Genomic DNA, 12,703 nt, shown 5'->3' with positions numbered 1-12,703 from the left:
TTCATAACATTGGACCTCAACATCATGAGTTATATTAATTATATAGAATTTTCAGTTATATTACCTTAAAAAATTAAACTAGTGAACTTTACACTAGCTATTATTCTTGTAATATTTAATTACTCTTTGTTCTAATTCAGATACTAATTCCTTCTTAGCTTTATTGTATTCTCTTGTTTCATCATATTTATTAGTCAGAATCTCTTTAAATTCACTATATAATTGTACTTCTTCAGGATGATTAAATTGATAAATATGAATGTGATTTGTTCTGGTATAAATGCCAGTTTAAATATGTACACTCCCGCTTAAATAAGGATAGGCAAAATTGTCTGGACTTTTCATAATTTTAAAGAGAGATTATGATTTACATAGTTATGAATCGTTTCACTTGATTGGACAATACCTATGGGGGAGTCATTATTAAATCAAAAAATAGACGCTTTTTTATGGTAAGACCCAGTAGACCGTTCACTCCTGAGTTTAAACTGCAGATGGTACGGTTATTGGAAAATGGTAAGCTTAGTCTGAACTTGTACGTTAATAAAATCTGGCGCTTTGAGCTTTAAATCACTTCCAATCTACATCAATTGAAATAGATTATTAATCAATTTGGAGGAATTTAAAACCGTTATTATTGAGTATTTTAACACTGTTGCTAATAATATATTCGGAGTCACTTTTTAAAGCTTATATCTCTAATCATTAAGGCAAAAGTTACATGAAAATTTTTAAAAGCATATTGATTTCTAAATCGGAGGAAAAAATGATAATTAAAGTAGAAAGATTAGAGGAATTACCTATAGATTTATTGCTTTTAGCTGATCCTTCAGAGGAAATAGTTAAAGAGTATATTGCTAGATCGAACAATTATATTTTAATAAAAGATGAAAAAACTATTGGAGTAATTGTTCTATTACCTACACGACCTGGCACTTTAGAAATAGTTAATATTGCGATTGATCCTAAGCATCAAGGGAAAGGTTATGCTAAAAAATTACTTAAATTCGCTATAAATGAGGCTAAGAATAAAGGATTTAAACATATTGAAATAGGTACTGCTAACTCGAGTATTAATCAGTTAGCATTATATCAGAAGATAGGATTCAGAATTAATTACATTGATAAAGACTATTTCTTAAAAAACTATCATGATGAAATTTTTGAAAATGATATTCAAGCTATTGATATGATTAGACTTTATATGGATCTATAGAACACCCTTATTGTCCTAATAACCATGTGAGATTACTTAAGGAATGTCATCAATAAACATATAAAAAGCACCTCTTGGAATTGTTCCAAGAAGTGCTTGTCATCTTTTGATAGATTAACGTTTTGAGAACTGTGGTGAACGACGAGCGCCTTTAAGACTTGGTTTTTTACGTTCAAAAAACTTTAGGATTTCATACTGGTGTATAGACCGTCGTACACCTTGATATTAAAGGATTTCTGATTTTTTCGATTGCATAGAAATGCATAAAATATCACTCAGGGGTAACTAAAGGGTAACTAAATAAACTGCTGGCCGGTGGTAATAATTGATATCCAATCACGATGAAAATTTTTACTATAATACTAACTTCATTTGAAGTATCATTTCATCTAATGTAATACACGGTATATTCATTGCTTCACATACATCTGGAATTTTAGGCTCTTTACTGGTAGGGTTTCCGCTATTTATTATACCGCTTAAATTACTTTTTTCTTCAGTCACCACTATTAAATTATGAGCAGCTGCATAAGCTATAATCCAAGGATCTGCTTTATTTCCGTTAGCCCATAGATCAACAGAAATATTCGAATAATGAATGGAAGTATTTAAAAATTGCATAACATTGCCATATTCTGTTAAAGATTTTTGATCTCGTGAAGGCTTAACACAATTTTTTGAAGGTAATTGCGAAATCCAGTTCTTCAATTCGTCTGGTTGAGCTGTGAGTTCACTAAGAATTTCAGTAGTTATATATATATTTTTAGATAAATTTATTCCAAGCCATTTCCAATATGAAGGGAAAATGGAATGCTTATAATATTTATTAGCTGGAGAAATAAAACTATTCGCATCCATTAAATATTTATTCATTAAATCCCCTCCATTAAATTTTTGAAAGTCTCACCCTTTGTTCCGGCTAATGTATATGCTTCTGTGTAATTAACAAAACCTGTATCAACTGAATTTTTCACAGCACTTAAAAAGCGTCGATCCATACTACTTTTTTTCAGAGTGTAATATGGTATAATGCTTTTTGTTTTTTCTTTTTTTCTTATCATATCCTGTATTTTCTTATTTCTTAATTTTATATATTTTAAATTCTCTTTAAGTTCCTGTTCATTTATTAGATTAACTTCTTTTAATCTTATTGTTGTAAAATGAGGACTTACATTAAAAATTTGAGCCAATTCAAATAAATCTTGGTTAAACTTGTATTGTTCAACTAACTTATTAGTAGGCAATAGAAATTCAGAAGTTACTTTATTACAAAACTTCTCTAACTTCAAGTTGTTAAATTCACTATTGTTTATATCTAAATTGTCATTAAAGTTGTAGATCTCTTCTTTTCCTAACCAAATGTGCACTAGTTCATGAACTACGGAGAATAATCTTGCTGTTGCTGAATCAGAACTATTGATGAAAATTAAAGGAGCGTAATCATCTATTAATACAAATGCTCTAAATTCCTCCAATTCTAATTTTCTATTAGTTTGATTTCCAACAAAACTACTCTGCATAACTAAAATCCCTGCTTCGGATATAGTATTTCTTAAAAACCTATAGCAATCATAAGCATTCCTAAACTTCGTGTTCCATCCCGGTTCAAGACTTAGCGTTGTAAAAATACTCTCTGCCACTTCTTTATAAGTATTATTAGTACTAAATTTTCCTATAAAACTTAAAGGTTCAGCACCATTCTCTATAAGATAATCGCTCATCCATGCTTGCTTAACTTCCATGTCTTTAATAACATCTATTAAATTACGAGACATTTTAGTCATTTCATGATTTTCAATAGTTCTAAAATCCGCAAGTCGAACGTTTTCTTCTGGAATAGTATTCATGAAGAAATATCCAAAAGGTATTTTTGTTTTTTTACTTAATTTTTCAATTTGCGCAACTGTAATTTCAGTATCTTCACTCAACCATGTTTTTAAATTTTTAAACTTTTCATTTAGTTCATTAGGAGGTACATCTGTTTGATTAACCACCCATTTAAGGACGTCTTTATTAACTTTAAATGTTGCAGTCATCAAATCACCTCGTTTTAATAATTTATTTAATTATACATTATTAATGACAAATTGTAATTTACAAACTGTGAATTATTTTTGGAGAAATAAAAATTTGTAAAGCTAACTCATTAAAAATATCCATTTTATTCCAAGAACACTCAACAATAACATCTCTAAAAAGAAAAATATATAATTTATCTATTAAAAACACAAAAAGACACTCTCCAACATAAGTTGGTAAAGTGCAAGTAAAATTGATATATAATATTTTTAGAAATATGTTAAGTGACCGATGCATTAGACCAGCGTACAGCGATTTTTACGTTCAAAAAAATTTAGGCTTTCGTACTATGTAAAGACTGTCATACATCATGATATTAAAGGATATAAAATTTATTCTATTGCATAGAATTGTACCAAATATCACTCAGAAATACCTAAATAAACTGCTGGGTTTCGCTAAGTAAAGTGTATGATAACAGACTATTTATTTGTTTATATTCAAATGTTCTATTTTCTCATTAATCAAATCTAATTTAAATAAGTCTGGATTTCTTATCTTTAATGATTCTATGAATCCAAAATTTTTATCATATTTATTTATCAATAAAGTTAAAAGATTGCCATGTGAAACAATTAAATGATTTTTGTCATTATCCAAACTTTTTACAAAGGTAAAAATTCTTTTTAATGCTTCGTTACTTGATTCAGCATTTTCTAGTTTATAGTCAAAATCTAAAAATGTTTTTTCAATATGACTCTTCCAATCTGGAATCGCATCTAAACTAAGTATTCTTTCTTGAAGAACTTCAGTAGTATTTATATGAATATTGTTTTTCTCGGCAAATGGACTTACTGTATCTATTGCTCTTGTCATTGGACTACAATGAATTTCATGTATATTTAATTTCGACAGGATAGGAATAAGTTTTATTGAAGATTCCTTTCCTTCACTTGTTAATTCCGCATTATATTCTTGACCCGTTGCTTTACAATGTCTTAATAAATAAATCATTTTGCTCCTCCGATGAATCTTTATTATAGCTTTCAACACCTTCTATACATTTTAACAAAGCGATATTGAGATCCGTTTGTCTCCATAGTAAATTCTTTTTCTTTAATAAAACCACATTTCTCGTAGCACTTGATTGCTCTCTTGTTGAATAAAGCAACAGATAAAGTAATTGTTTCGACATCATAATTTTCAAGGATATATTGGATCGTCTTTTGAATAAATATTTTTCCGTTACCATGGCCTGTTAATTCAGGCTTCATACCTAGACCATAATCTAAAACTTTTGGTATATAATCATTTACTACAAAGAATCCGATTAATTGGCCCTCTGACAATACTTCAAAATATTGTTCATCTCGAAGTTCTTGTGAAATTAATTCTTGATAATCTTCTTCATCTTCAGTTGCATCATAAAATTTATAAATCCCTTCATACTTCCATTCATTCGCAATTTCTTCAGCATGAAATTGTGATAACTTTTGAATTTTTATATTCTTCATATTTTCACCTTTATTTAAAACGAGAAATTCTATAATCAAGTTAGCCACCTACGGTGTGCTTTAAAAAATAAAAAATGAGCCATGTGCATCCATGTTAATATTGTAGTTACCACAACAAACAATAAGGAATGAATGCAAATGACTCATCTAAATGGTACCACTAATCATGTTAAAGGAAAACACTTAACTGAATTTGAAAGACATCAAATTCAGATTTTGAAGAGTGAAAATTATTCAAATCGTGCTATTGCTAAAATTTTGAATAGAGCACCTCAAACAATTAACAATGAGATCAATAGAGGAACTGTTAAACAAATTAAGCGCATAGTTTCCAATGGTAAAGAATATTTTTATGATTATGAATGTTATTTCCCTAATGTTGCTCAACTTAAATATGAAACAAATCGTATGAATTCTTGCAGGACTCCAAAACATCAGTTATCTCATGCTTTTATTGATTGGGCTGATAAGATGAGGTTGAATAAAAAAAGGTCTCCCGATGTCGTAGTTGCCTATGCTAAAAAGAATAATATTTTTTGTGATTCTATTATTCCTTGTGTTTCAACACTATATAACTGGATTGAAAGAGGAATTATGAAGACCTCTAATATCGACCTTATAGAGAAGATATCACGAAAACCAAATACAAATAGAAGACCTAGTCGAAAAAATAAAAAAGTATTAGGAAAATCTATCGAAGACAGAAGTCATGAAATCAATTCTAGAGATGTCTTTGGTCATTGGGAAATAGATACTGTTATTGGTTCTAAACTTAAAAATGAAAAAGCGTTACTTACACTTGTTGAAAGACAGACACGATTTGAAATCATCGTTCCTATTAAAAGTAAAACTAATGATGCTGTCACATTAGCATTAAGTCAATTAAAAGATCAATTAGGTAATTCATTTTCACGAATATTCAAGTCTATTACTTCTGATAACGGATCAGAGTTCTGTGACCTTACAGAGACATTACCTGATACTTGAAATATACTTTACGCACCCTTATTCATCATGGGAACGAGGTACTAAAGAAAACCACCATAAATTCATTAGAAGGATAATCCCTAAAGGAATCAGTATGGAATCAGTATCTGATGAGATAATTTATCGTATCCAAAACTGGATGAACAATTATCCCAGAAAAATTCTAGATTACTAAACACCTAAATACCTGTTTCTGAAGTCACTAAAATCCGAAGGATTATTAAGTGAACCATTAAGCTACTATCTCTATTAATTTGGATGTTGTGGCTAACTTGCAATTGAAATTTTCGCTTTATTTAAAACAAAATAATTTTATTATTTCTGCTAAAACTTTTGGTTGATCTATATGTATATTATGAGTACTTGATTCTATGAAATGAACTTCTGATTTACTACTCAGATTCTTTTGTTCAATTATTAGCTCTCGCCATTTTCTTTCGAATAGATACGCTTCCTTTACAGGTATATTTTCTTCTATTAATTTCTGAGAAGCATATTCTAAATCTCTTCCGATTATAAGTAAAGGTATATTTACTTTTTTGTAATTATCGTTAAGCATTTTAGCGTCTTGATCCCAATTTTTAGTTTCAGTATACATTGTCTTATAAAAATTCGAATATATTCTTGGGTTGTTGTATACATTATGAACATTTAATCTTTTTATTATTTTTTCAGAAGGTAAATTCATTAAGTTACTACAATAATTTAACCATTTATCATCAGATTGAAAGGCATTTAATATCGGTGTATCAAAGGTATCTAATTGTCTAAAATTAACCGAACTTGAATCTATTAATATTGCCCTTGCAATATTAATTTCATTTGAGCACATTATAGCTTGAATACATAGTCCCCATATGAATGTCCCATTAAAATTACATTTTTCAATCTATTATTTTGAATGAAGGCTTCTATTATTACTGCAGTATTTTGAATTGAAACCTTTTCCATATCAACATTGCCTTTTCCTATTCCAGGTCTATAAATAATGTATACTTCAAAGTACTCCTTTAAATAACCAATTACTTCCAACCAACTTTCTATTATGTCATTCATACCTAATAACAGAATTAATGGCTGTCCTTGTCCTATTTTTTCATATTCTACACTCTGATTTCCATAATGAAAAACAGTCATATTATCACACCTAACTAATTTGAAATTCAGGAATTTGAAGAATTTATACTTTAATATTTAATAATTTACTCCATTATTCTTAATAATTTTTATTACATTATCAGCAACATTTTTCGATTCTTCAATAGTTACAGGCATCCACAATCCCGTCAGTGGTCCGTATACTACTGGATTGATATCTACTTCGTACCCGCTGTATTGATACTCTGGTGCATATGGTAAATAGCCATAATAGCCATTAGTATACCCACCAAAAAGTATCAAATCATTTCCTAGTAAATTCTTGATTTCTAGTGACATTTCATAAAATGGTTCAAACGGGATACCCATAAATATTCCATTGTTTAATTTAAAACCACTAATTTCAAATTCTAAAGACAAGGTTTCATTCATTCTACTAATCATAGCATCTTTCCACTTTTCAGTATTCAGTTCCCAAACCTCACTTGCATACTTAGCTCTTTCATTTAATTTATCTATATCTGAAATTTTCGTTAAATTTATATCATACTTTTTATTATATATTTCAAATGATTTTATATTCTCATATATAAATTCTTGGTTTCTAAATGCCTTTTCAATTTTATCAGCAATAATATTCAAGTCGTTTACACTACCACGCCATTTCGGATTCAAGTTTCCTGTTCCTAATTGTACAACTGCTATATTGGATGATTCATTTGAAAGTTTTTCTCTTACCACACTATTGTAATCGTTTGAAAGTACAAAGCTGTCACTTTTTAAAATATTCGGATGAGATGACATAAAAATCAGTAACCCTAAATTTTCTTTGTTCGCTTTATTTCTTATATTTAAATATGCAATTCTATTATCTACCCTAACATCTTTCCTTATTCCCATTGTTGCTATTCCATTTACGATTTCTCTTCTGTTATCTGAAACTTCTATTTCATCTAGATTCCATGAAATTTCGATAGGTTGAGCAGTTTCAATACATTTTATAGAAACTTCCACTAGCTTATTTACAAGTTCATTATTATATTTAATGGTAATGTCTTTACCATCAGCAGTCGCTGGACCAGAGTGAGTATGACTAAAATTTAGTATAATTTTATCAATATCTATGTTAGTAGTTTCAGAGATTCTATTTCTTATTTCATCACTAAATTCTTTTAATAACCCTACATTATCTATACTGATAAATAACATCTCTTTTCGATTATCATTTATATAATAAGCAATAGCATAAATATCATGTAATATTTCAGAAATCGGTTTATCTCTATGGTATCCTATAAATTCAATTCCTAATGGTGGATTGATATTTATTTTTTGAACTAATCCAACAGCCATATTACACACCCCTTTTCCCTTTCTTTTATATAGATTTTCAATTATATTTTTAATTAAAATAGTTAATAAAAGAACAATACATTAAATAATCCAATCAACTAATAATATCTAACTTCGGCCACTTTGAAGTCCAATTCTTCTCTTCGATTCTTTTTAAATATATGCCTATTTTTTCTTTATTATCAAAGAACGGTGTTGGCCTGACGATGCCATTAAATAATTCCTCAAAATCATAATCATAATGAATAACAATATTATTATTCACTAACTTTATACATATAGCTGTTGGACATTCTGGATATTGATTTACAGCATCTACAGATGAATCATAAGGATCAGTCCCATTTCTTAAATGCATTCTTGCTTGATTTTTAACTGACCAAGGTATCTCTGAGTTTAAATTATTCAACTCTTTTTCATACATCTTCTCAGTACTTTCTCGAATGTCTGATACATCATAGTAAATAACATCTACATCATTATACTTAGTCTTAATATTATAGTCATGGAGAACATCCCATATTTTGTTTCTTATAAAACCAGCACTAATCCACCAATCTGGTAGATTAAGTAATGAAACTGTCTTTAAGATTTCCATCATGTCTTTGTCAGACTCAATAATATTTATTAATTCTTCTTTAGTCTTAATTATCATGTTCTCAACATCCTAAAATTGATTTTATATCTATTATAAAGAATTTTCAGTTAATTTTTATTATTAGTGTACCATAATATGTAGAAAGTTCTATATTTATATGAGGCATTTGCAAACGATAATTACAGAAAAGATACTAGTTTGGTAAAAAGCATAAAAAAGCACTTCACAAATATATTCGAGAAGAGCTTAACATGAAAATAAAATTTTTCATCAATATATTTATTATTTGATTGATCTTTTTAATTCGAAGTTTTATGCACAATTCACCATATTTAAATCTTTATACACATATTATTTAATACGTTTTTTGTTATCATATGTCGTAATAAAGATCACTATAAATAATCCAATAACTAAGGTGTTAATTATATAAAGACTTCTTATTGATAATAATTCGCTAAACATAGTTGCAAAGCCTATCCCTATTGGTATTGCAGTTCTAATTATTGCTAAACGAAGTGTAAATATCCTTCCGGAATATTTTTGGTCAATACTCTTTTGAACCATAGTTGTGTTATAAGAATTAAATATTGCCAAAGCGATACCACTAATAAACTCAATTACATATGCTAACAAAATATAGCGATTAAAACCTAAAAACATAAATGTTGTGCTAGCTATCAACAATGAATATATCATCACATTTATATCTTTAAATTTACTAAAAACTTTCACTATTGATGCTCCAATTACATACCCAAAAGGAAAACTTGCCATAAAAATTCCATAGTCTTTCATGTTGCCATTTAACACTTCTAATATATACGGCAAATTAATAACTGTTATGACACCCACACCAAATTGGACAGCAAATATTAAGTTACCTAACTTAACAATCTCTTTTCTTGCAAAATAATAAGAAAAGCCCTCTTTTATTTGATTTATCCATTTTTCTTTCTTAATCATTTCATTTTTTATTTCTTTTATAAAACATAAGCTAATTCCACTTATTATAAATAAACACATTGAGATAATAATTGATATATTCGAAGAAGAAATACTAATAATCATTCCGGAAATGATTGGACCACAGGCAATCATCAATTTAGATGTGGCATCAAGTATACTGTTGTATTGAACTAAGTCTTTCTGTTTAGATATATTAGGTAGTATAGCTTGACTTACTGGTGTAAATATTGGAGTTAGACAACCTAATAATAATTGAAAAATATATATTAGATATAGTTCATTGAAATAATAAAATAGCACAATAAATATAGCCAGTAATGCCCCTTTTACTAACTGTATTAATATAAGTATTAGTTGTTTTGAGTATCTATCCAAATAAGGACCTATTACTAATTGAACGATGATAGAAGGAATAAAATAGAATAACCACATCATCCCAATACTCCTGATTGACCCAGTACTCTTAAACACTATCAATGAAAGTGCAAAGGTAAGTAATGACCCTGCCAACTCAGAAACAGATAGACCTATCCATAGGTTTAAAAAGTTTATGTGTTTTCTAATCATACTTAGTACCTAAAAAAGAATGCACAGATTTAAATAACTTATCTATTTCTTCATCATTCACAAAATAATTATTATCCCTTTGCGTAATTAAATTTGTGCATTTCATTTGATGTATATGATGGTGTATTGTTGATTTACTATTAGGCAAGACTTGGTTTAATCTATTTAAAGTATTTTCACCGTTTTTAATATATTTAATAATCTGTAACTTAATAGTATCTGAAATAGATTTCAAACCCTCAACCATTTTTTCACTTGGAATATTCAATCGACTTTCTAAAGGCATTATATAAAGATATATTATATCTTTGTCTTCAGCAAATAATATATAAGGTTGATATGCAGTTTGACTAATAAGTACAATTTCTTTATTTGTCTTTTCATACTTCTCAATTAACTCAAGCAATTCTTGATCTATTAATTGCTTTCTATCTATTATCTTTTTCTTGTATTCATTATTATTTCTAGTATCATGTAATTTCAATGAAAACTTAAAATGATTGATAAGTATTTTTTTAAGTTCATTAACTGTTTTGCTATAAATTAAATCAATTATTGTTTTGTAATAATCATGTCCTTTAAATATTTCAGTTATTTTATTTTGAATTTTTATATCATTGAATGATTCTAATATCTCTTTTTCAGAAACACGTGGATTATAAGGAAATAAGTATAATAAGAATCGTTCATCAGAAAGTTTTGCTATATAATTTTCAAATGATATAAATATATCCCCATCTAAATAATAGTGATTACTTAAGGATTGCAACATTTTCCAAGTATTCATTTCAGATATTTCATTGAATATTTCAGTCTCTTTTTTTGATAGATTATTTATTATACTTTTATATACTTCTTGTAAATCAAACTTATCTATCAAATCTTTATAAGTAATAGCTCCGAGAAATAGAATTCCTTGTTGTAATGGACGCTCTTCATATACAAACTTCTCTTGAACTTCGTAATTTTCATCAATAATCAACATCATATCACCCTTCATTCGAAATATTTAGGATAAATTTCTAATAAGTTGAAATGATTATAAAGAAAGTAATGAAATAATTCAAGTAATCTCTTACATCTACATGATATTTTTTACAATGTGAATAAAATGATGCATGTGATTTATTGAGTGCAAATGAAACTAGCAAATATTATTATGAGAAAATATGTTTACTAATGTATGAATCTAAAAGAAAAACCAGTTCATGTCATATGGTGTCATACAGTTTCATATAATTGAATTTTAATCAGGCTTCACACAAAATAGTTCCCCTAGGGGTAACTAAAAGGTAATTGAATACATCAATAAAACCACAAAAAAAGCACTCTTTGGAATAATCCAAAGAGTGCTGTAAACGTATTTTCAGTTGAACACAAACTGGCTACGCCAGTTTGCGTACTGGACTTGTAAGCAACAAGTTTGCAACAATTCCAGTATTAACGTTTTGAGAACTGTGGTGAACGACGAGCGCCTTTAAGACCTGGCTTCTTACGTTCTTTCATACGTGGGTCACGTGTTAACATGCCCGCGCGTTTTAACGCACCACGGTATTCTGGGTCTGCTTCAAGCAACGCACGCGCGATGCCGTGACGGATAGCTTGTGCTTGTCCTGTGAAACCGCCACCTTGAACGTTTACTAAAACGTCATAGTTGCCTTTAGTTTCAGTCAGATCGAATGGTTGGTTTAAGTCTAAGATTAATGATTCAAATGGTAAGTAGTCACGTACGTCACGTTTGTTGATCGTGATGTTACCTTCGCCCGGTACTAAACGTACACGTGCTACTGAATGTTTACGACGGCCTGTGCCTTGGTATTCAACTTGTGCCAATGTAATGTCCTCCTCTTAATTAACCACGTAACTCGTAGTTTACAGGTTGTTGTGCTTGATTTTTGTGTTCTGGTCCAGCATAAACGTGCAATTTTTTGCCCATTTTATCGCCTAAAGAACCTTTTGGTAACATCCCTTTAATAGATGTTTCTAATAAACGTACTGGGTTTTTCTCACGTAATTCACCAGCAGTGATTGATTTCAAACCACCTGGGTGTAATGAGTGACGGTAGTAGACTTTGTCTGCTGGTTTGTTACCTGAAAGGTAGATTTTTTCAGCATTGATGATGATCACGTGATCGCCACAGTCAACGTGTGGTGTGAATGTTGGTTTGTTTTTACCGCGTAAGATAGATGCTACTTCTGAAGAAAGACGACCTAAAGTTTGTCCTTCTGCATCAACAACGTACCATTTGCGTTCGATGTTTGATTCGTTAGCCATGAATGTTTGACGCATTTCGATTTCCTCCTAAAATAAAAAAAATTCCCTCTGATTTCCTGTCTATATATCTGTAACACAATAAGTTTCCGGGGCTTATTGTCGTGGTT

General features: G+C 29.2%; 14 protein-coding genes and 1 pseudogene. 2 read left to right on the top strand and 13 right to left on the bottom strand.

The features are described from left to right. Nucleotides 1-93: 93 nt before the first annotated feature. Nucleotides 94-261: a hypothetical protein gene (locus AC3IPL_RS01255; RefSeq protein ID WP_489242224.1), complete on the bottom strand. Its 168-nt coding sequence runs from the start codon at nt 259-261 to the stop codon at nt 94-96. 505 nt (nt 262-766) lie between these two features. Between AC3IPL_RS01255 and AC3IPL_RS01250 the strand changes: the two genes are divergently transcribed. Beyond that, on the top strand, nt 767-1,216 hold the full coding sequence (locus AC3IPL_RS01250) for a GNAT family N-acetyltransferase (protein WP_489241257.1): 450 nt from the start codon (nt 767-769) through the stop codon (nt 1,214-1,216). 354 nt (nt 1,217-1,570) lie between these two features. On the opposite strand, the gene AC3IPL_RS01245 is transcribed toward AC3IPL_RS01250, so the two are convergent. The 4 genes from AC3IPL_RS01245 to AC3IPL_RS01230 form a co-directional block, all read right to left on the bottom strand. Then, on the bottom strand, nt 1,571-2,089 hold the full coding sequence (locus AC3IPL_RS01245; RefSeq protein ID WP_489241256.1) for a DUF4411 family protein: 519 nt from the start codon (nt 2,087-2,089) through the stop codon (nt 1,571-1,573). Then, nucleotides 2,089-3,252 carry an ImmA/IrrE family metallo-endopeptidase gene (locus AC3IPL_RS01240; protein ID WP_489241255.1) on the bottom strand — a complete coding sequence of 388 codons (1,164 nt, stop codon included), beginning with the start codon at nt 3,250-3,252 and terminating at the stop codon, nt 2,089-2,091. The genes AC3IPL_RS01245 and AC3IPL_RS01240 overlap by 1 nt, the downstream gene beginning before the upstream one ends. Before the next feature lie 469 nt (nt 3,253-3,721). Beyond that, nucleotides 3,722-4,249, bottom strand: a complete 528-nt coding sequence (locus AC3IPL_RS01235; protein ID WP_489241254.1) for a histidine phosphatase family protein — start codon at nt 4,247-4,249, stop codon at nt 3,722-3,724. A gap of 32 nt (nt 4,250-4,281) precedes the next feature. Beyond that, nucleotides 4,282-4,788 (bottom strand): GNAT family N-acetyltransferase, encoded by a 507-nt coding sequence (locus AC3IPL_RS01230; protein ID WP_489241253.1) that lies wholly within the window; start codon nt 4,786-4,788, stop codon nt 4,282-4,284. Nucleotides 4,789-4,887: 99 nt separating this feature from the next. Between AC3IPL_RS01230 and AC3IPL_RS01225 the strand changes: the two are divergent. After that, nucleotides 4,888-5,911, top strand: a pseudogene (locus tag AC3IPL_RS01225) (IS30 family transposase). A 117-nt stretch (nt 5,912-6,028) separates the two neighbouring features. On the opposite strand, the gene AC3IPL_RS01220 reads toward AC3IPL_RS01225, so the two are convergent. The 8 genes from AC3IPL_RS01220 to rplM all read right to left on the bottom strand — a co-directional run bounded on the left by AC3IPL_RS01220 (nt 6,029) and on the right by rplM (nt 12,611). Continuing rightward, nucleotides 6,029-6,568 carry a hypothetical protein gene (locus tag AC3IPL_RS01220; protein ID WP_489241252.1) on the bottom strand — a complete coding sequence of 180 codons (540 nt, stop codon included), beginning with the start codon at nt 6,566-6,568 and terminating at the stop codon, nt 6,029-6,031. Then, entirely contained in the window at nt 6,568-6,873 is a 306-nt protein-coding gene (locus tag AC3IPL_RS01215) for an alpha/beta fold hydrolase (protein WP_489241251.1), read from the bottom strand. Before AC3IPL_RS01215 ends, AC3IPL_RS01220 begins: the two co-directional genes overlap by 1 nt. Before the next feature lie 57 nt (nt 6,874-6,930). Further along, nucleotides 6,931-8,187 (bottom strand): hypothetical protein, encoded by a 1,257-nt coding sequence (locus tag AC3IPL_RS01210; protein WP_489241250.1) that lies wholly within the window; start codon nt 8,185-8,187, stop codon nt 6,931-6,933. 94 nt (nt 8,188-8,281) lie between these two features. Continuing rightward, nucleotides 8,282-8,842: a nucleotidyltransferase family protein gene (locus AC3IPL_RS01205; RefSeq protein ID WP_489241249.1), complete on the bottom strand. Its 561-nt coding sequence runs from the start codon at nt 8,840-8,842 to the stop codon at nt 8,282-8,284. Nucleotides 8,843-9,136: 294 nt separating this feature from the next. Further along, a complete protein-coding gene (locus AC3IPL_RS01200; protein ID WP_489241248.1) occupies nt 9,137-10,321 on the bottom strand; it encodes an MFS transporter in 1,185 nt (394 codons plus the stop codon). Further along, nucleotides 10,314-11,309 (bottom strand): ArsR/SmtB family transcription factor, encoded by a 996-nt coding sequence (locus AC3IPL_RS01195; RefSeq protein ID WP_489241247.1) that lies wholly within the window; start codon nt 11,307-11,309, stop codon nt 10,314-10,316. The genes AC3IPL_RS01200 and AC3IPL_RS01195 overlap by 8 nt, the downstream gene beginning before the upstream one ends. Nucleotides 11,310-11,761: 452 nt before the next feature. Next, nucleotides 11,762-12,154 (bottom strand): 30S ribosomal protein S9, encoded by a 393-nt coding sequence (gene rpsI / locus AC3IPL_RS01190; protein ID WP_246143134.1) that lies wholly within the window; start codon nt 12,152-12,154, stop codon nt 11,762-11,764. A gap of 19 nt (nt 12,155-12,173) precedes the next feature. Continuing rightward, nucleotides 12,174-12,611 carry a 50S ribosomal protein L13 gene (gene rplM, locus AC3IPL_RS01185; protein WP_149459097.1) on the bottom strand — a complete coding sequence of 146 codons (438 nt, stop codon included), beginning with the start codon at nt 12,609-12,611 and terminating at the stop codon, nt 12,174-12,176. Nucleotides 12,612-12,703: the final 92 nt, after the last annotated feature.

This window comes from Macrococcus sp. GL_134 (assembly GCF_057834705.1).
Note: the sequence above shows the minus strand (reverse complement) of the source record. Positions and strands in the feature narration are given on the sequence as shown.